15 protein-coding genes are annotated in these 20,105 nt (G+C 35.2%); all 15 read right to left on the bottom strand.

What is annotated here, in order from left to right; all coding sequences use genetic code 11:
- Window positions 1-3: 3 nt before the first annotated feature.
- The 15 genes from ABVJ71_RS00745 to ABVJ71_RS00675 all read right to left on the bottom strand — a co-directional run bounded on the left by ABVJ71_RS00745 (window position 4) and on the right by ABVJ71_RS00675 (window position 20,105).
- Window positions 4-867 carry an alpha/beta hydrolase gene (locus tag ABVJ71_RS00745; protein ID WP_353856493.1) on the bottom strand — a complete coding sequence of 288 codons (864 nt, stop codon included), beginning with the start codon at window positions 865-867 and terminating at the stop codon, window positions 4-6.
- A gap of 533 nt (window positions 868-1,400) precedes the next feature.
- Complete coding sequence (locus ABVJ71_RS00740; RefSeq protein ID WP_353855155.1) at window positions 1,401-2,567, bottom strand: acyl-CoA dehydrogenase family protein; 1,167 nt, start codon at window positions 2,565-2,567, stop codon at window positions 1,401-1,403.
- 327 nt (window positions 2,568-2,894) lie between these two features.
- Entirely contained in the window at window positions 2,895-3,725 is an 831-nt protein-coding gene (locus ABVJ71_RS00735; RefSeq protein ID WP_353856492.1) for a manganese catalase family protein, read from the bottom strand.
- 134 nt (window positions 3,726-3,859) lie between these two features.
- Window positions 3,860-4,900 (bottom strand): 2,3-butanediol dehydrogenase, encoded by a 1,041-nt coding sequence (locus ABVJ71_RS00730; RefSeq protein WP_353855154.1) that lies wholly within the window; start codon window positions 4,898-4,900, stop codon window positions 3,860-3,862.
- 625 nt (window positions 4,901-5,525) lie between these two features.
- Window positions 5,526-6,647: an ABC transporter permease gene (locus tag ABVJ71_RS00725; protein WP_353855153.1), complete on the bottom strand. Its 1,122-nt coding sequence runs from the start codon at window positions 6,645-6,647 to the stop codon at window positions 5,526-5,528.
- Window positions 6,640-7,806, bottom strand: a complete 1,167-nt coding sequence (locus ABVJ71_RS00720; protein WP_353855152.1) for an ABC transporter permease — start codon at window positions 7,804-7,806, stop codon at window positions 6,640-6,642. The genes ABVJ71_RS00725 and ABVJ71_RS00720 overlap by 8 nt, the downstream gene beginning before the upstream one ends.
- Before the next feature lie 19 nt (window positions 7,807-7,825).
- Complete coding sequence (locus ABVJ71_RS00715) at window positions 7,826-8,764, bottom strand: ABC transporter ATP-binding protein (protein ID WP_353855151.1); 939 nt, start codon at window positions 8,762-8,764, stop codon at window positions 7,826-7,828.
- 5 nt (window positions 8,765-8,769) lie between these two features.
- Complete coding sequence (gene rfbD, locus ABVJ71_RS00710) at window positions 8,770-9,636, bottom strand: dTDP-4-dehydrorhamnose reductase (protein WP_353855150.1); 867 nt, start codon at window positions 9,634-9,636, stop codon at window positions 8,770-8,772.
- A 34-nt stretch (window positions 9,637-9,670) separates the two neighbouring features.
- Window positions 9,671-10,621 (bottom strand): dTDP-glucose 4,6-dehydratase, encoded by a 951-nt coding sequence (gene rfbB / locus ABVJ71_RS00705; RefSeq protein WP_353855149.1) that lies wholly within the window; start codon window positions 10,619-10,621, stop codon window positions 9,671-9,673.
- The gene (gene rfbC, locus ABVJ71_RS00700; RefSeq protein ID WP_353855148.1) at window positions 10,618-11,175 is read right to left on the bottom strand and encodes a dTDP-4-dehydrorhamnose 3,5-epimerase; all 558 of its coding nucleotides are present in this window, start codon (window positions 11,173-11,175) and stop codon (window positions 10,618-10,620) included. The genes rfbB and rfbC overlap by 4 nt, the downstream gene beginning before the upstream one ends.
- A 22-nt stretch (window positions 11,176-11,197) precedes the next feature.
- Window positions 11,198-12,067, bottom strand: a complete 870-nt coding sequence (rfbA, locus tag ABVJ71_RS00695; protein WP_353855147.1) for a glucose-1-phosphate thymidylyltransferase RfbA — start codon at window positions 12,065-12,067, stop codon at window positions 11,198-11,200.
- 41 nt (window positions 12,068-12,108) lie between these two features.
- The gene (locus tag ABVJ71_RS00690; RefSeq protein WP_353855146.1) at window positions 12,109-14,565 is read right to left on the bottom strand and encodes a beta-ketoacyl-[acyl-carrier-protein] synthase family protein; all 2,457 of its coding nucleotides are present in this window, start codon (window positions 14,563-14,565) and stop codon (window positions 12,109-12,111) included.
- A gap of 8 nt (window positions 14,566-14,573) precedes the next feature.
- Complete coding sequence (locus ABVJ71_RS00685; protein WP_353855145.1) at window positions 14,574-15,602, bottom strand: glycine cleavage T C-terminal barrel domain-containing protein; 1,029 nt, start codon at window positions 15,600-15,602, stop codon at window positions 14,574-14,576.
- A 20-nt stretch (window positions 15,603-15,622) separates the two neighbouring features.
- Window positions 15,623-16,930, bottom strand: coding sequence for a DUF6365 family protein (locus ABVJ71_RS00680; RefSeq protein ID WP_353855144.1), 1,308 nt, complete (start codon window positions 16,928-16,930; stop codon window positions 15,623-15,625).
- A gap of 1 nt (window position 16,931) precedes the next feature.
- Window positions 16,932-20,105 carry a hypothetical protein gene (locus ABVJ71_RS00675; RefSeq protein WP_353855143.1) on the bottom strand — a complete coding sequence of 1,058 codons (3,174 nt, stop codon included), beginning with the start codon at window positions 20,103-20,105 and terminating at the stop codon, window positions 16,932-16,934.

Raw genomic sequence — 20,105 nt, 5'->3', positions numbered from 1 at the left:
TCTTTATTGATTCTGTTTTTTTAAAAAAGCCATGACTGCCTTTGTCATATCTTGTGCTTCTTTTGGCGCTCGGTCCGATCCAAACCACTTATTCAGACCACTATGTGTCAACGTATTGACCCGAAAAACAAAACGAGTGCCTTTTTCATGATTAAGCCTTTCTGCAAAGCGGTACACCTCGGGATTTTCCCTTCGTGTAATCAAATACACAGGTGTATTTGATTGATTCATATAAGTGACCGGTGATGCTTTTGTCCATACCTTTTCATTTTTCCCAAACACTTTTTGATAGGATGGAATGGCTTGTATAAATTGATTGATGTTTAAAGGTCCGTCTAAAATCACGATTGATCGAATTGATTTTGGCGAAAGCCCCACACGCTTTAAATAAGTCGCATCCGTAGCAACTAAGGCCGTTAAGTGACCGCCGGCTGAGTGACCCATCACATTGATTTTCGCTGGGTCGATTTGGTACTGGTCCGCATGAACCTTGACCCATTTGATGGCTTTCGCTGTGTCATATGCCATCTGATCATACTGGGCATCTGGATGAAGCCGATAATTTATGGAGACAAACACATACCCATGATCGGTAAAATAATTGGCTTTTGAAGCGACCTTGCTCTTATCGCCGCCTGTCCATCCGCCGCCATGCAAATAGATCATCACCGGATGCTCCCCAGCGGTTCGACTTGTGTCCTTAGGCATGTACATATCGAGTGTTTGCTGATTGTTTTTGGTGTCTGCATAATGGATGTTCGCCGTCGGCTGAGATTGATTTAAACGAAAAACAAAGAACGCACATCCCAATAACCCCGCGATAACAGCTACAAACATGAGCCATTTAATGATTCGTTTCAACGTCATTGCACCTTTCTGTGTTGGGATGAACAAGCATAGCTATCTTTTTGAGTCAAAAAAGCTTTTTTAGATTCTATTGAGATCAGCCTGCCATTTATATGAAATAGAAAATTTGCATGTGAGTTGGTTTTTTAGAGTTTTGCTAAGTGAATGTCGTTTTTGTGGAATGAAGATGATGTTTTAAATCCTTCCATTAGGAAATAATGAAAGAGAGACCTAGCACAACATATTGACGATTTATTTTAACTATATATTATACATTAATCATCCTTACAAATATCAACTCATCTTGCAATAGTTTAAGGCAATATTGATTCTAATGGGAAATTTTTAAGAAGTAAAGACACTATCCCCTTCTTTTAGATGGGGAGTGTTATTCTCTTATATTTGCCAAGTTCCTTTCGATCAGCACAAAAATTTGGCTCTCATGACTCACTTTCAGTGATTGTAGGCAACTCGGTGCTTCCATGCCCCGCTCATGTCTCTTTATTTCTCCTCCTAAAAATTAAGGTACAATTCATTTCATCTGGCTCTCCATTTCATATGAGTTGTTTTTTCTCTTCAATGGCCTGCTTCGCAATTTTAGATATCGTCATATCGTCCATTGGCGGGTTATGGAGCCCAGCACGAATATCTCGATAATAACGCTGCAGTGGACAGTCTAGGCTTAAGCTTTTCGCGCCGACTAAACGCATGGCTTTATCGACAACTTGCAGACTGTGATTGACGACTGTATGTTTCACAGCACCGAATTCATTGATTAACAGCTCTCTTTTCTCTGGCTGTTCATACAATGTGGTCGTTGAATAGATGATGTGCCGTGCTTGTTTTAACAGTAAATCAATTTCCCCAATGAGATGTTGAACATTAGGCAGATCACTAATCGTTCCGGTGATGCTGTTAGGTGAATGTGTGATCGCATACTGGACAGCATAATCTCTTGCTGCTTGCGCAATGCCTAAATAGCAGGAAGGAATATGTGCGATCCAAGGGTTTAAAGTATCGCCTCGTGGACCTTGCTGCACTTCGACCAGCATGTCATCTGAGACCACTACCTGATCCAATATCAAATCATGGCTTTCTGTCCCTCTCATTCCAACAACATCCCATGTTTCTTCTATAGAAACACCTTCCGTATCACGATGAATCAAGAAGAATCCTAGTGCTTCTTTTTCTTCAATCCAAGTTCCTACTAAAAAGTATGTGAGCACTGGTGACATCGTTGTAAAAACCTTACGTCCATCGATAATCCATTGGTCACCAGATTTTATAGCCGTTGTACTAGGCTTGCCCCCTCTTGTTGGACTGCCTGTCTGCACTTCGCTGACTGCTCGATTCACAAGCGCCCCCCGCTTAATCTCTTCTGCAAAAAATTGCAACTTCTCTTCATTCCATTGCTTTTTTTCATAAATTTCACCTACCACACCTTGGTGCCAGCCAATGGATAAAGCAGTCGCACCATCCATGCTACCTAATGTTTCTTGAAACAATACCATGTCTGCCACAGATTGACCTCCTCCGCCGTACTCGACTGGCAGAGACAAGGTTGTATACCCCATTTCTACTAATGATTCTATATTCTTTTTAGGAAAATAAGCGCCCTCGTCATGTTCTTTTGCGGATTGTTCTATCGTTTCACGAAGTGACTCCAGTTTATTCAGCCATGTTTTTTGAAAGTCTGTATCAACAAATAATGCCTTAGACAACGTGTATCCATCTCCTCTATACTCTCTTAACTAATCAGAATACATAAAACATACTTTACTTATAGGATTTAATGTGTTAAATTTTATCAATATGAAGTACATCTGTCAAAGGTCTGAGATGCTACTATGCGCTCATCTGCTCATCCTATGGTTCAACTAGATGAAAATTACAAATAACACTTTTCATAACACTGATATGAAAAGAGACATATTTGTATAAAGATACCTTGTATTCAGCCTTTCACCGACTTGTCCGAATTGCCATTTTTTTTAGAAAATATAAAAAGTCGATTAGACATGATAACCTGATCGACTTTTTTGATCCATTTATTCACCTTTTTTAGGCGTGTTAAACAGTTCCTTTGGTGCCGGCTTAAGCTTTGGCGCAGAGCCGAACACAACAGGTGCGGAAATATATCTGAACTCTCCTTTTCCATCCATGCTTCGTCCATGTGCCCATCTGCCATTTTTGCTTTCTTCTCCTCTTGAGAAGTTAAACAAATCATATGAAACTTGCTGTTTTTCAAGTGAACGCGGGAAGGTTGTGGGTACGACCACATCCCCTTCTCTTTCCTCTAATTCTTTAATTGCGGCAAGCCACATATTTTGATGATACGTATCACGTGCAATGAGAAAGGACAGCATATCTTTCACTCCAGGGTCATCGGTCATTTCATAAAGCCTTGCGACCTGAAGTCTTCCTTGAGATTCAGCATTTAAATTTGCCCGAAAATCAGCCATTAAGTTCCCACTTGCAATAATATACTTTGCATTCCAAGGATAGCCTTGACTATCTGCTGCCATCGCGCCTAAGCCCGCAACGATGGCATGTTGAGGATTCGTTCCCCCCATGACAGCAGCAAGTGCAGGATCGCTATGATACGCTAACTCCTGTTCTTTGACAGGTGCTTTATCAAGCAGACGTGCAATCATCGTCGCCAGCATCTCGACATGGCCAATTTCTTCTGTTCCAACATCAAACAATAAGTCCCTGTATTTTTGATCAGCTCGACAATTAAATCCTTGAAATAAATATTGCATCATGACGCTGATTTCTCCATATTGACCGCCTAACACCTCCTGCAATTTTTTTGCATAAAGGGGATCAGGCTTAGTAGGCTTAGCTTCATATTGCAGTTCTTTGATGTGATAAAACATGATGTCATCTCCTTCAATCATCAAAATCTCTTCTCTTATACTATTCAAGCGCAACTCTCTTTATGAAAAATAAAGAAATACATCAACTCGAAAAAAAAAGGGAATGGCTTTTAACCATTCCCTCATTTGTCTTACTATTCTGCACTGACTAAAATTTTCACTTGATCTTTTTCTTTGATTAAAGCATGGAAACCATCTTCAATCACATCGTCTAGCTTGATTTTTTTTGTGACGAGTTTATCTGCCGAGAAATAGCCTTTTCTCATTAAGTTTAATACAGATGGGAATACATCTCTGTAACCGATAATTCCTTTGACTGTACGTTCTTTAATGACGATATCATTCGGCAGAATTTCTGCGCCTTTTTCCCAAATGCTCACAATAACAGTTTCACCAGAAATTCTAGTCGATTGAATCGCTTGCTTTAATACAACCGGTACACCTGTCACTTCAAAAGAAACATCGACTCCGCCATTTGTACGGTTTGCAATCTCTTGTACAACATCATCGTATTGAGAAGGATCAACAATGATTGCTCCAAGCTCTTTTGCTTTTTCTTGGCGTTCTTTGGATAATTCAACTGCATAAATATCTGTAGCTCCTGCTGCTTTTAATGCTTCAATCACAAGTAAACCAATTGGGCCACAGCCAAACACAGCCGCTGTATCCCCAGCTTGTACTTTACTAGAACGAACGGCGTATAAAGCAACTGCAGAAGGTTCTACAAGCGCACCTTGCTCATATGACAATTCATCCGGTAAGTGATGAAGTAACTCTTCATCAACCGATACATATTCAGAGAATCCACCGCCGCCTCCGGCAAGTCCTAAAAAGCCCATGTTTTCATCTAAATTATAAGCACCTTGGTGCCCGTGAGTCGCAAAAATAGGCTCAACAACTACTCGATCGCCTACTTTGTAATGGCTTACGCCTTCTCCAACTTCAACAACCTCACCAGAAAATTCATGACCTAGCGTCACTGGTGCTTTTTCTTTCGTAAGTGGATGAGGTTCATTCACTGGAATGAAAATAGGTCCCCCTAGATATTCATGTAAATCACTGCCACAAATGCCACACCATTTCACTTTTAATTTTACTTTTCCTGGAGCAACTGTTGGTTCGTCAATTTCTTCTAGTCGAATGTCTTTTTGATCGTGCCATCGTAGTGCTTTCATTTGTAAGACCCCTTTTCAATATAATTAACTAACTTAAATAATTATAACATAGTTTTTTTAATTTGCTAAGCCGGAGGCACTATTTTATTAGAAATCAATAGACGGAAATGATAAAACATAGTAATAAACAGAAAAGAAACATACTCATACACTCTATGCTGAAAGATGTTTGTACAGATAGAATATGCGCCATTCCGCCAAGAAACCCTGTCATGCCAATTGTCAAAATCACTTCATATAAAGCATAAAAGCTTGTCCTCCGTCCCATTACTTCTACCAGGATATTCGACTGATAGAAAATTATAAAGCCTGTGTTGGCAAATGTTAAAAAGAATGTGAGAACAAAAAAACAACAGACGCTACAAACAATGTGTTTTTTTAAAAATATACCTCAAGAGACTCTTTCCTTAGTTGTTCTTCTAAGTGCTTGCCCTTCTCTTCTTCATATACCCAAGCACAACACGTGTCTTTTTATACACTTGCTGGGTAACTGACTCTTGTGCCCATACAAAAACACCTCCAAATTGTTTTCAAGGTGTTTTATTTGTCTCAATTTAAGGGACTCAGTTCCCAAGCGTGCTATTGGGGGTTTTTGTATTGGGCAGAATGAAACGAAGCAAAGTGATCAATATGATCTGATACTTTTCAAACCAATGATCATAAAAACAATCATAAAAGCAACTAAAACCGTCGTGTCTAGTAATAAGATTGAATGATTGACAGTGCCGCTCATGATTTCACCAAAACCAGACATCATCCATGTTTGTGGAATGACCATTGAGATCTTCTTCATGAAGTCTGGAACTATATCTAAAGGCCAATAAATACCGCCTAACATACATGTGCCTACAATGACAATTGCACTAAAGATTTCAGCTTGTTTTTTTGTATGAGATAAAGTGGCAATCATAAAACCTAAACTCACTACAAGTCCAATAACGAATGACCCAAACAATAAAATGAGAATAATATTGCCTAAGTACACATTGAAGAACACAGATAAGACGGTCAATAAAACGCCTAATTGTATCCAACCAAGAAGGAAATAAGCAATTAAATATCCTAGTAACACATATATTTTATGAATAGGACTTGAAAGCAATCTTTGCCAAGTATAATCTTTATATTCCAAATGAATAGACGACACTGAGCTTGAGATCGCAAACATCATAAACATGATGGTAAAACCAAGTGGTATTAAATTTGGTTGCTGGCTTGCTTGACCATTTAGATTTTTTTCAATCATTGAAATGGTGCCAGATGCATTTAATTCTTTCAGTGCATTGATAAGTGAAACTCTATTCTGCTCTTTCACACCTTGATTGATTTGATAGATGACGGCCGCTGTTTCTTTTAAATAGGGAGCTAAGACCGCATATTCCTCTGTTTTCTTATAAACCATCACATCAAAAATCTCTTTATTTTCTTTTAAATGGGACTTTAATTGATTCGTGACTTTAATAGACGCAATTGTCTTTTCATCGGATACTAATTCTTTTGCTTCACTTTCAGTCGCCTTTACCCAAAGAAATTTGGTATTCTTTTCGAGAATTCGAAAAATTTCTTGATTTAGTTCACCTTGACTTGTCTCTTGAATAAAAGCAACTGTAGGTTTCTTTGTATCAGATGCCGTACTTCCAAAGATAAAACTAAATGCGATTGGCATAACAAATAAAAAAATGAGGGTTAATGGGGACTTTAACGTTTCTTTTAACTTTAAAGCAATAATTGCCAAAATTTTATGCATAATGACGCTTCCTTTCAAAAGACATTCTTAGTAAAGCAATGATCAAGAAAGCTAGTCCCATACCACAGCTAAGCAAAAAACCGCTTTGTATCTCACTAAAATCAGCACCTGCCATACTTTTCAAAAACATTTGAAGAGCAAGGGAATTAGGTAAAAAATGGCTGATATTGATTAACCATTGTGGAAATAAGTACAAGGGCACCATACTTCCACCTAAAGCAGCTAATACTTGAGTTCCTAAAATACCCACACTGTTAAACGTTTTTTCTTTTTTTATAAAAGAACCTATCAGTACACCGAAACCCGCAGCATTTAATATAAAACTACATCCAATCATGACAACGGTAAAAGGCTCTCCCCAGTTTACCTTAAAGACAAAACTAGTAAATAAAATGATGATCGCAAGTTGCATCATACTCATCAAGAGAATACCCAATAACTTCCCAACTATGTAACTGGTATTGCTTAATTTTGATATAATCAGCCTTTTATAAACATCTTCCTCTTTTTCCTCTATCATACTTCCTACTAAGAAAACAACAGTCATTAATAAAAAAAGCACACCCATCCCGCCTGCGTAGTATTGGAAGGACGTAATCGGCTGGCTGTTTATATTAATATTTCTCTCGTTCACCAGTTCTTTTTTCAGTTGATCAGAAACGACCTTCATTTCTTTACCTTGATTCAACGGCATCAGAATACGATTCATATAATAATTTTGAGAGAATTGTAGAACCAAATTTTCTAGAACCATTTCCTGTAATGTTGAATTTGGTCCTTTTAAAATATTCAATTGCACGTGGTCATGATTTAATAAGCTTTTTTCAAAATTCGCCTTGATGATCATACCCATTTTGATTTCTCTACTATTCAAATCTTTCTCTAGTTGATCCTTCGAGAGTAACTTCACATCAATGATGTCACTAAGCTCACTCTTAGACCATGTCGATAGAAACATTTTACTTGTAGCAGACATATCTTCATCCGTTATCCCTACACGAAATGAGTTGATAATGACCTCACTATCTTTCTTCATATTATCTCCAAATGCTGCACCTAATATGGCGATCAAAATGATAGGCATAAAAAAAAGTGTAAAAAAGCTTTTTTTATCTCTAAAAAACAATAATAAATCTTTCAGTACAATCCAAATGCTCATATGCTCACCTCTATTCGGTCTAGTCCCTCAATTTCTTACCTGTTAAATACAAGAATACATTTTCTAAATTTGGTTCTACGATTTCTGCTGAAATAATTTCAACTTTCATATCTGTTAATACTTGAATTAATTGACTAATAAATTCTTGTGGTTTCTGATCTGATATTTTTATTTTTTGACCATCAACAGTAAAATCTTTTGACGGATAGCTTTCTTGAATATACTTACACACTTTTTCAATTTCTGTTTTATTATTTTTAATAGTTAAAATTACCTCTCTTTGTTCTTCTACAAGCTTACTTAATTCAGCTATTGTCCCCATTGCAATGAGAGATCCTTGATCGATGATGCCAATTTTGTCACATAAATATTCAACCTCTTCCATGTAATGACTCGTATAGACAATAGTCATTCCTTCTTGATTTAAGCTTTTGACAGTTTCTAAAATATGGTTTCTTGATTGGGGATCTATCCCTACTGTAGGTTCATCCATAATTAAAATTTTCGGCTTATGTAAAATAGCACAACCGATATTTACCCTTCTTTTCATCCCACCAGAGAAAACGTTGACTTTATCATTTGCACGCCCTTCTAGTCCAATTATTTCTAGAGTCTCTTTTACTCTTGTTTTTAATAATTGTCCTTTTAATCCATACATTCTACCCCAAAAGATCAAATTTTCTTTTGCCGTCAAATTGAGGTATAATGCAATTTCTTGCGGAACAATCCCGATCATTTGTTGTGCTTTTTTTTGTTGTTTACTCATATCATGGCCTTCAATTATTACTTTACCTTCTGTCGGTTGATAGAGCCCTGTAATAATGCTAATTAAAGTAGATTTACCTGCTCCGTTTGGTCCTAGGAATCCGAAAGAATCTCCTTTTTCCACTTTAAAACTTATTTTCTTTAATACTTGTTTTTCACCATAGTTTTTCACTACTTGTTTGACTTCTAACAAATGTCTCACCACTCCTTCTTGGTTGATACTTCTTTCAGGTATTGAGAAAGCCTTTCACGCCAATTAGGCAATTCATATCCGAAGACGTCCAAAAACCGCTGACAATCCAGTACAGAATATTTTGGCCTTCTTGCGGAATGTGGATATACTTTTGAATCAATCATTGAAATATGTGCTGCGTGTTCTTTCGAATAACTAAGTACATCTTGCGCAAAAGTATATCTTGAAGCTGCACCTTTATTTACAATATGATAGATACCAAAATTATTTGTTAATATTAGGGCCAGTGTAGCGGAAGCAAGATCCATTGTATATGTAGGGGAGCCAATTTGATCCGTAATCACAGGAATCTCTCTTTGGATTTCAGATAAGTCCACTATCTTATCTACAAAATCTTTTTTTTCTCCCCTTCCAAAAAGCCAAGAAGTGCGAATAATAAAATATCGTGCTGTGGATTCTATTGTATATTTTTCTCCTAACCATTTAGATTCTCCATAAACATTAAGGGGGTTTGGTTTACTTTTTTCAGTGTATGGCACATTCTGCTCTCCATCGAAAATATAGTCAGTACTAAAGTATACAAATATTGCACCTACTTTATCAGATGCTTCAGCAAGATTCTTTGTAGCTGTTCCATTCACAAGTATTGCTTTTGCTGGTTCAACTTCGGCTTTTTCAACATCTGTATATGCCGCACAGTTGATTACGATTTGTGGCTTTACCTTAAAAAAGACTTTATCTATTTCCTCATTCAGAGTGATATCGAGCATTTTTTTATGGTATGGAAATACAGTGTATTGTTTGTTTTGTTTCAATTGTCTCTGAAGCTCACTACCCAAAGTTCCTTCTGACCCTATTAAGAGAATTCTCATCGTCATACCTTTCATTAACTATTTTAGGTTATTGTCACTTCAAATTTTGATAATTGGCATACCACAGTACTGTATGTTTCAAAGAATCATAGAAAGAATAAGCTGGAGCCCATTTCAGTTCCCGTTTTATTTTTGAACTATCTAAAGCATAACGTCTATCATGCCCTAGACGATCTGGGATAAATTCAATTTTGTCAATTGACTCATCTAAAATGTCTAAAATTGTTTTTACAATATCAATATTACTTTTTTCATTATTTGCTCCAATATTATAAATCTCACCAGGTACTCCGCGATGTATAACTGCATCAATAGCAGAACAATGATCCTTAACATATATCCAATCTCTAACATTTAAACCATTTCCATATAATTCAATCTTTTTGCCTTCTAGAATTTTTTTAATCGTAAGAGGGATTAACTTTTCTGGGTATTGATTTGGACCATAGTTATTAGTACACCTCGTAACATTCACATCAAGACCGAATGTATGATAATAAGATTTTACTAGCATATCTGCCCCTGCTTTACTAGCTGAATAAGGATTGTTAGGAGATAGATTAGAATACTCTGTGAACATACCTTTAGATAAAGAGCCATAGACTTCATCAGTAGATATTTGAATAAATTTAATCCCATTAAATTCACAACAAGCTTCTAGTAATTGATGAGTACCTACTATATTTGTTTGTATAAATGGTGAAGAATTGCTAATACTTCTATCCACATGTGTTTCAGCAGCAATATTAACAATAATTTGTATATCATTTTTCCTTATTATATCAGTAACTATGTTTTTATCAGTGATATTGCCCTCTATAAAGGAATAATTTTTTAAATAATCTAATTTTATCAAATTATTTTCATTTCCAGAATAGGTTAATTTATCTAAATTAACAAAGTTATAATAAGGATATTTTTCAGTCATAAATTTTAGAAAATGACTCCCTATAAAACCTGCTCCTCCGGTAATCAGCATATTCATTTAAATTTCTCTTCCAAAATACTTAAATGTTTGAAAATAGGGAGAAATTCATCTTTTGTTGAAAGAAATGGCTCTTTTACTGGCCAGGGAATATTGAGATCCGAGTCATTCCATATGATTCCAGATTCGTGTTCTCTTGAATAGTATGCATCTGTTTTGTATATAACATTTGTATCGCTAGTGAGAGTACAGAATCCGTGTGCAAAGCCTTCTGGTACAAATACCTGCTTTTTATTTTCTGCGCTCAAGATGATAGAAATCCATTGGCCAAAGGTGCGAGATTTTGATCGAATATCAACGATGACATCGTATATTGCACCCGAAGTCACCCTTACCAATTTAGATTGAGCAAAAGGAGGCTCTTGAAAATGAAGCCCCCTCAATACCCCTGCATCTTTTGAAAATGAATGATTGTCTTGTATAAAAGTGACTTTTATACCAGCCTCATTAAAATCATGTTGGTTATACGTTTCAGAAAAGTAACCTCTTGCATCTTGATACATATCTGTCTCAATAACAAGAACATTTTCTAATTTGGTCTCATATACCTTCATTTTTTAACCCTCTTCGCAAAATTTAATGTTCCTCTAATAAACTCTGTAAATATTCCTTATAAGAATTGTTCGAAAAATCATTAGTCATGTTTTCAAGTTCTTTTTTTGAGATATAATTCTCATTGTAGGCAATTTCTTCTAAACAAGCAATTTTTAAATTTTGTCTTGTTTCAATCGTTTCAATAAACTGAGATGCCTCTAAGAGTGAACTATGTGTACCTGCATCTAGCCATACATGCCCTCTTCCAAGTAATTGTAGATTCAATTGATTCATCGCTAAATATTGACTATGAATATCTGTTATTTCCAATTCTCCACGATTAGACGGTTTTAACTGTTTAGCGAAACAAACCGATTGATGATCAAAAATATATAGCCCAGTGATGGCATAACTCGACCGAGGTTTCCTTGGCTTTTCTTCAATTGATAGGATACGGTGATCTGGATCAAAGTTGACAACCCCAAACCTTGATGGATCACTAACTTTATAGGCAAAAATCGTGGCACCTTTTGTGTTTTTATGACTTTTTTTAATTTTCTCTATTAATTGATGTCCATAAAAAATATTATCACCAAGTATCATCGTTACCTGATCTTTTCCTATAAATTCTTCACCAATAATTAAAGCTTCTGCTATACCTGCCGGTTCCTGCTGCACCTTGTATTCGAAGTGGAGACCAAATTGAGAACCATCTCCAAATAGTTGCTCAAATTTCGAAATGTCATGTGGACTTGATATAAATAAAATGTCTCTAATACCTGCCATCATCAAAACGGATAGCGGGTAGTAAATCATAGGTTTGTCATAAATAGGAAGAAGTTGTTTTGAAATAATTTTTGTTAATGGGTACAGTCTTGTTCCACTGCCTCCCGCCAAAATAATTCCTTTCATGTTTGATCTCCTTCATTAATAAATTCAGCCACACGAAAACACTATTCTTCGTATTTACTTAATACAACAGATTGGTAATTACCTCCATAAGAAAAGGAATTTATTAAAACATGTGAGGCAGAATTAGTGTATATCGGTTCTTTTAGATAATTTAATTTCTCCTCAAAGATGCCCTCTTCTAAATGACGTATACCAGTATAATGACCTTTTATCGCAAGTAACGCATCAATGATCCCTATAAATCCAGCAGTTCCGTGTGTTTCTCCAAATGTATCTTTCGTCGTTCCAATCAGAGGGCTCTTCCTAGAAAACAGTCTACGCATAGCATTAGCTTCTGCTGCATCAAATATTTTATGACCACTAGCAGATGAGGAGATATAATCAACATGATCTTGATTTAATCCTGAATCTTCAATTGCACTTAGCATCGCTTGTTTCCATGCTCTACCTTTTAGATCAACTTCACCAATTCCAACATTGTCTGAAGTCATCCCAAAACCCTTCACTTCTCCAAGAATTTCAGCATTTCTTTTTTTGGCATGATCTAGTGATTCAATTACAAATGCAACGCTACCTTCACCTAATATATTTCCACTTCGGTTTTGATCAAATGGCCTTGCTTCATCATCTGTTAAATATCCCTTTATTTTGGACATTCCAGCCATCATAGGTTCATTAAATTCGTCAGAAGATACGACAATGACTTGCGTACAAAGATCTTGCTGAATTAAATTCGTTGCATAATTTAAAGCATTGATTGCAGAAACACCTCCAGCACAGATAGTTGAGGTCGGGCCTTTCAGTTTAAAGTTTAAGCCGATATTCCCCGCAGCAGCATTCATTACAGTGTTTGGAAAAAGTCTCGCATTTGCCTTTTGAGCACCTTGTTCAATGACAACTCTGTTAAACGCTTCAACAGTATCAATAGGACCTGTACCGGTAGCGAATAAAAGACCAACTTTTTCCGTATTACTATTTGTTATCTTCAATTTGGCAGAATCTAAAGCCATTTTCACAGCTACATTTGCTTGTTTACTAATGGGATCCATTTTCCTTAGCAATTTCGGATTAATAAATTTTTTATATGCGATATCAGGTAAAAGTGCAGCTTTTTTATATCCATATTTTTCAAAACCGAATTTTCCATTCGTTGAGAATCCATCCATTCCACTAAGTAATATACCTGTAATTTCTTCATAATTTGAGGCATTACCGGCGATGGCTCCAACACCTGTTAAAACAACTCTTTTATCACTTTCTTTTTTATTTTTCTTCTTTGCCAAATAATGTTTCCCAAAAGTGATGCTGACATTATTTCCTCCAAAAGCAAATGAATTAGAAAGAATGACATCTAATTGTGCTTTTTGAGGTATATTCGGTACAAAATCCATATTATACTGTCTTGCTTCTTCTTTAAAATTAATCGTTGGTGGAATGACACCATTTTTCAAAGCAAGAATACTCGTTACTGCCTCTGTGGCACCAGCTGCGCCCAACATATGACCTACCATTGATTTAGTGGATGACACAGGTATATTGTTTTCCTTAATAATAGCTTTTATCGCCTTTGGTTCTGATAGATCATTAGCAGGAGTACCAGTACCATGACCATTGATATATGACAAATCTTCACCTTGTAATTCAGACTGTTCTAAACAACTTTTCATTGACCTTGTAGCACCTAATCCTGCTGGATCAGGCGCTGTTTGATGATAACAATCAGCAGACATTGCATAATCTAAAACTTCAGCATATATGCGAGCCCCTCTATTTTGAGCATGTTCTAAATTTTCTAAAACTAAAAACGCTGCGCCTTCTCCTATGTTAATACCGCTACTCTTACTATAAGGGGAACAATGCCCAATACTTAACGCTTGCAGTGAGTTAAATCCACTTAATGACAACTTAGTTAACGGGTCTACGCCTCCTGCAAACATCATATCTGCTTTTCCAGATCTAATCATATCAGTCGCATGACCAATTGCATTTGTACCGGCTGCACATGCATTAGAAATGACAGTTTTGGGTCCTTTTACTTTTAAATATGTTGACACATGATCTGCTGGAACATGTATCGGATATTGATAGATGAGCGAAGGGTTTGCTTGATCTAATCCTTTCTTGATCCATTGATCATGAAATTTTTCACCACTTAAGATACCACCGAGTGAGGTACCTAGAGTCACACCAACTCGATAAGGATCCACCTTATGAATGTCGAAGCTAGCAGTCAATGCTGCTTCTTTTGCTGCGATAACTGCAAATTGACCTGCCCGGTCCATTGAATTCATTTCATTTTCGCTCAAATAACGTTCTGGACTGAAATTTTTTACTTCCCCACCATATTGAGACATCAAATCAGAAGTGTCTATTGATTCAATTTTTTTTATGCCGCTTATCCCGTTAGCCGTGTTATTCCAGAACTCCTCTAAACCTACACCATTTGCACTTATAATGCCCATTCCAGTGATAGCTACTTGATGCTTTTTATATCTCATTGTGTACCTCATATCATTTTGATAGCCCAAGATTTTGGTGCTATATATGGTGACGAGATTGTGTGTATAGTTAAGTTCTCATCTATTCCATCGACATTTAATTGTAACTCTAGCCCAGAGACAGCAAAATCATCTTCTAATAGCGCTAAGCCTGTATACTTGTTCGTCACTGGATTTTGAATTAACTGAAATACCTTACCAATTTGTTTGTCTTCGACAATGATTTTTCCATTTGTAGATAGTTGATGATCTGAGGTTAAATGAAAACCAACTAGTCGTCTACTTACTTTTTCCTTTTTTAATGCTAAAAGCATTTCTTTCCCTAAAAATTCTTCTTTATCAAAATGAACCATCCATTCCAAACTAGCTTCAAATACAGAGAGTCCATTTATATCTTGTTTTGTATTAGGTTGTCTGACTTCTAACATGGCTAGTTCAACGACTTCCATATCAACTTTTATTGGCCTGATATCACCAAATTCAAGTGAGAGAATAAAATTCTCCAACTCAAGTTTTGCTGATGTTGCATCGAAAACAATTACTTTATAGCCATATTCGCCTGTTACACCTGTTCTAGCAAAAATAATGTGCTTGTCACTCCACTCTGTTTCAAAGAACGTCTGGAACGGCAAGGAAGAAATATCTGTATCGATCAGTTCTTGTCCCACCTTCCAAGCATAAGGGCCTTCAAACGCCAAGATAGTTGTTGATGTTGAAATGTCTTCTAATTGAATGGAACCTTCTAAATGGTCCTCAAAATAGCGAAGTACAGTATCACGTTTAAATGGGGACGTTTCAATTAACAAATAATCCTCTTGTTTATATATAGTAAGAATATCAACAATGTTCGCATTTTCATCTAAAATTAGTGTAAAGACTGTTCTTTCACTATCCATAAATTCTAAGTCGACAGTTACTAAACTATTTATAAATTCCTCATGATCTTCTCCACTTATCTTAAATACGCCCACTTCATTTAATTCAAATAAAGCCACAGATTCTCTTAAAGCTTGATATTCCTCATATATTTTTTTCATAATATGACCTTCTTTACTAATTATTTTTGAATAAAATGCAGCATATCTTTTGCACTTGGAGTATTTTTAATTAAATCTACGTATACTTTTTGTTTTTCTGCAAACACATGTTTTGTCTCCTCACAATAAAGTAGATTGTGTATTTTAAAACCTGTCTCCTTAATGTCAAAAATCTCTACTGTTTCTAGGACTTCTAAAATAGGATTTTTATCAAACAAATCTTTCAATTCATTTATCCAGCCATTAGGAAATGTGATAAATGGATAAATTCCATCAGGCAAAACCTTTAACCATTTATCCATAATTTTTAAAAGATTTGGACGTTTCCAGGCAGGTGGTAGAACAGGTCTTTTCTGTTCGTCAAGAAAGACTTTTGTATTAATTAAACTAAGTACTGGCACAGATCCAATCAAGGATTTTGCCATAGAAGCTGAGGTAATATTATCTGTGACGAATAGGTCGCATGATAGTAACAATTCGTCATAATCCTCTAAATCTAAAAAAGGTAAAGGAATAAAAGTAACCTTCTCATTGAGATTAATAGGAATAAAATTGTTGTCTGGTGAAACCCCTACGATCACAATTTTGGACTTGATTGCTTTTACAGATAAATACTCTGTCAATAACTCTTGAATGAAGAATTCATAATTATAAGTGCTTTTCATATGACTCCGTGTCTCCATAAGCTTCATTTTTACTAATAGATTTGCCCAAGCAGATTTAGAGAGCATAATTAACTTATCTTCATTATTTAAGCATTGGTATTTGCTTCTTATTTTTTCTCTAAATTGTTTTTTGATTTTTAAGCCTTGTGGATATAAGGAAACAGGGAAAATTCGTTCGTCTTTCAGGTTCGGATTATTAACTGGACACGTCCTAATAATTTTCATTTGACTTGGAACACGTCTCACAATATTTTGTTGTTTCTGTGCAGCCTTCTTTTTAAAAGAGTGTGCAAACAATTGATTTTTTAATATTTTTTCGTTTGGTCCAAAGCTAAGAGAATCAATAGTAGCAACTGGAATATTAAGCTCTAATATTTTATCCAAATCTATTAACGGCGACTCTATATCTAAGTTATGATAGTCTGCAATAATGATTGCTTTAGCCTCTATAGATTCTGCTATCTCTTGCACGATATGAAATTGTAGTGTTTTTCTCGGTAAAGCTTTTGCTTTTATTTTTGCATTTATCGTATAATCGATATGATTTTGGCTTGTTAAAAAAAAAGTATTGATTCCCCCTTCTTCCAATTGTTTAGCTAGAGTTACTGCATTATGAAGTTCACCAATACTAAATTGACTTGGGGCAATGAATAAAACACTCATACTATATCTCCTGACTGATCAAATATTTTTTTGAGTCTTCCAAACAATCGCTGAAAGCTACCATATAGCCATCTTTTAATACATTTCTAGAAAGTAAGAGGATAATTTCGATTTGTCTTTCTCCCCATTCATATAATGCAATTTTGCAATCTTCATTTTCCGACCATATAGTTACAAAGAATCCCTGTTTGATTTCTAATATAATATTAGATGTGTTTAGATATGTCTTCCCTTTTTTTCCTGTGATTTTGTAACTTTTTTGCTGAAAATCTTCAGTATAATGAATATAGCTTTTTCGGCTCGACACATTCCATACAGAATGGAATGCGAGTTGCTCATTATTTGTATAATTGGAAGCGAGTTCACCCTTTACTTTTAACAAAGGACTTCCTGAACATATCAAATATTGAACTTGGAAGTCTGCAGATTCACACTCAACTCCCTCCCAAAGAACACCACTATGATCTTGTATTTTTAATGGACGATGCTCAAATTTACGATGTGAACCATCATCAAAAATAAGTCCACGGTTTAACGTTATCGGGCCCCCAATCAAATGTGGAAAGATACCTAGTGGTACTAAATAATGCTGCCCCCAACTCTTTAAACTTGGGAAGTTTGACTTCAACAATTTACTCTCTTTAATTCTTAAACTTGTTATTGAAGCCTGAAATGAAGGCACGATTTCTATTTGAATTTCTTCATTGCAGAATTTATATATCTGTATATCTTTTTTTTGTTGAATTGATTGTTTCATCAAATTTTCTTCATTATAAACAACAAGACTAAATCGCTTCTTTCTAACAAATTGAGAGGTATATTGTTCAAATACCATTTCTCCACCAATAATATTTTTTTTTTCATTTACCGATAGCGGAAATGTAAGTAACAAAGTTTGCCCCCCTGATAAATCGATCTGTCTGACTTCTTGATAATCAATACATGGTATAGAAAGGGTCAGTGTTCCGAGTTTTTGCGAAAGAAGATAGTTTTTTAAACTCAGCTTTAGATTGACGTTCTTTCTCCTTTGAACAATCGTAGTATGCATCTGCATATCGACCGATTCAACTAATGGGAATGTTATATCATTAGAATTATAAAGTGCTCGGTACTTGTTTAAAGTATGATTGATTCCCTTTGTACTTAATTGGAAATAATGAGTACTTGTAGGTCGCAAAATACGATCTATTTTCTTTATCCACATTTTTTTTAAAAATAAAGGGAGAATGGAAAGCTTCTTCTTAAATTGACTAAATTCTTTTTTTTGTTCAAAAGTCAATGAAGGCATCCAGCTCAATCCATAATTAATACTATTCACATGACCTTCCCACATAAATCCAAGGGATATTTCCTTCGTTTCAAAAACTGACCAGGGCATAGAGTACTTTGACGGATTTATTGGTAAGTCCATATCTTTCTTAAATTCATAGTCATGTATCAAGAAAGGAAAAGATTCTTCAATTTGTTTTTCTTTTAAAATGCCCTCTTTTAATGGGATATATATAGTACTCCCCTGCATCAAACACCAAGGATTTAATTTGATGGTTCCTGATTCTAATAGATAATCTTCAACCTTAATAAATTCTTCACTTTTTAAAGTGATTTTTCTAATAAGTATGATTGTATCTTGTTTTTTTTCAGCAAGATAAATTTCATTTCTCTTGCTAACAAACACGTCTATATCTTTTTTCTTATGCTCTCTCAAACCATTTTTATAAGGTGTATTGATATCGGGCCATACTTCAATCAATACATCTCTGTTTAACAGTTTATGAAAGCATTTGAGCGTTCCTGATCGTTTATCAATTATTAATTGCAGATCGATATTCTCTAAAATGATGAAATCTGCATTGTCTTTACATACTATTTCAAATGAATCTATCACATGTATGTGAAGAGTTTCCTTTAATAAGAGTTGCTGATGATTTTTGGCTGTCACTTTAACTTTATAGTTCCCTTTTTTATACTTAGGAAGGGGTAATGTTAAATTTTCAGTTGCGTTTGGTGCAATAACAACTTTCTTACTTTCCTTGCCTGTTTTATTCACTAAGTCAATTTTTACACTAGTCGTATCCTGGTGGTTATTTTTAACTATAAGAATTGAACTTTTATATGATTCTGTATCCACTAAAACATCATCTTGTATTTTTAATTCCAAACGATCTTTCAAATATATTCCGTATTCAAAATCAAAAGAGCAGGGACCAAATTTTATGTTTGTTTTCAATCCCTTTTTTGAAGAATTCCCAACAACAACTGGTATTTCAATATAAATTTTCTCTCCCTGTTTCACAAGCCAACGTCTTTTTTGAAATAGAAGCTTATTTCGTTCTTGAAATTCGGTTTTCAAATGGACTAAAATAGTTTGGGTTAATTTATTTTCAAATTCGTATACAAGGGTTACTCTCTGTCCTACGATAACATGCTGCCCTTCTTTTATATACTGTTGAAACATAAATCTTGTATCTTCAAATTTTGCAACCTTATTACTTAACACATCCACCCAACAACTGATAACTTCTTCTCCAAAGTTCATTCGATATTCAGCTGCTTCCATTCCATTTAACTGAATAGTATCAATATTCGAGGAACGTAATTTTTTTGATAACTCAAGTCCTTTCCAACCTTTTTCCATAATATTTTGATCCAGTTTCTCCACTTTATAACCATCTTTTAAATATGAAATAATATAGGGAAGATAGCTTTTAAGACATAAATAACCGTCGTAGTCTACTTGATTAGATCGAGATCGAATAAAGCCAACTCTTTTGTATAGAGGTAGAGCATTTTCGTTATTAGGATCCACTTCCACTTCAATTGTTTCAAATCCTTTTTCCACCAACATTTCTATGGATGTTGAGAAAAATAGTGCTGGTAAAGGACCATTGCGAAAGCCATCTGCTATCACAAATTTACTTCCCCAAACGCTTTTTTCAGATGCAGCTCTTTGTCCACTCATTTTCGAAAAAAGCATTGTTCCAATGATTTGCTGTTCATGTACAACACACAAATATAAAATAATGTCCACTTCTTTTATCATTTGTTTCATATTTTTTTCATTTAACAGGTATCCATGATTGACAGGGCCATATTTTAACCTATTATAAAAATCAGCTAATTCTCTAGCATCATGTACAGTACATTCACGAATATAAAATTTTTTATTTTCACTCAT

It is taken from the genome of Bacillus sp. Bos-x628, from assembly GCF_040500475.1.
GTDB lineage: Bacteria > Bacillota > Bacilli > Bacillales > Bacillaceae > Bacillus > Bacillus maqinnsis.
This window is presented reverse-complemented; position numbering and strand designations above follow the sequence as displayed.

What these genes read in the sequence shown, in the direction of transcription:
- rfbA (WP_353855147.1), bottom strand. Translation starts at nt 12,067, where the DNA reads ATGAAAGGAATTATTTTGGCGGGAGGCAGTGGAACAAGACTGTACCCA.
- ABVJ71_RS00720 (WP_353855152.1), bottom strand. Translation starts at nt 7,806, where the DNA reads ATGAGCATTTGGATTGTACTGAAAGATTTATTATTGTTTTTTAGAGAT.
- ABVJ71_RS00730 (WP_353855154.1), bottom strand. Translation starts at nt 4,900, where the DNA reads ATGAAAGCACTACGATGGCACGATCAAAAAGACATTCGACTAGAAGAA.
- ABVJ71_RS00685 (WP_353855145.1), bottom strand. Translation starts at nt 15,602, where the DNA reads ATGAAAAAAATATATGAGGAATATCAAGCTTTAAGAGAATCTGTGGCT.
- ABVJ71_RS00690 (WP_353855146.1), bottom strand. Translation starts at nt 14,565, where the DNA reads ATGAGATATAAAAAGCATCAAGTAGCTATCACTGGAATGGGCATTATA.
- ABVJ71_RS00680 (WP_353855144.1), bottom strand. Translation starts at nt 16,930, where the DNA reads ATGAGTGTTTTATTCATTGCCCCAAGTCAATTTAGTATTGGTGAACTT.
- ABVJ71_RS00745 (WP_353856493.1), bottom strand. Translation starts at nt 867, where the DNA reads ATGACGTTGAAACGAATCATTAAATGGCTCATGTTTGTAGCTGTTATC.
- rfbB (WP_353855149.1), bottom strand. Translation starts at nt 10,621, where the DNA reads ATGAATATGCTGATTACCGGAGGAGCAGGTTTTATAGGGAGTCATTTT.
- ABVJ71_RS00725 (WP_353855153.1), bottom strand. Translation starts at nt 6,647, where the DNA reads ATGCATAAAATTTTGGCAATTATTGCTTTAAAGTTAAAAGAAACGTTA.
- ABVJ71_RS00675 (WP_353855143.1), bottom strand. Translation starts at nt 20,105, where the DNA reads ATGAGTGAAAATAAAAAATTTTATATTCGTGAATGTACTGTACATGAT.
- rfbC (WP_353855148.1), bottom strand. Translation starts at nt 11,175, where the DNA reads ATGAAGGTATATGAGACCAAATTAGAAAATGTTCTTGTTATTGAGACA.
- ABVJ71_RS00735 (WP_353856492.1), bottom strand. Translation starts at nt 3,725, where the DNA reads ATGTTTTATCACATCAAAGAACTGCAATATGAAGCTAAGCCTACTAAG.
- rfbD (WP_353855150.1), bottom strand. Translation starts at nt 9,636, where the DNA reads ATGAGAATTCTCTTAATAGGGTCAGAAGGAACTTTGGGTAGTGAGCTT.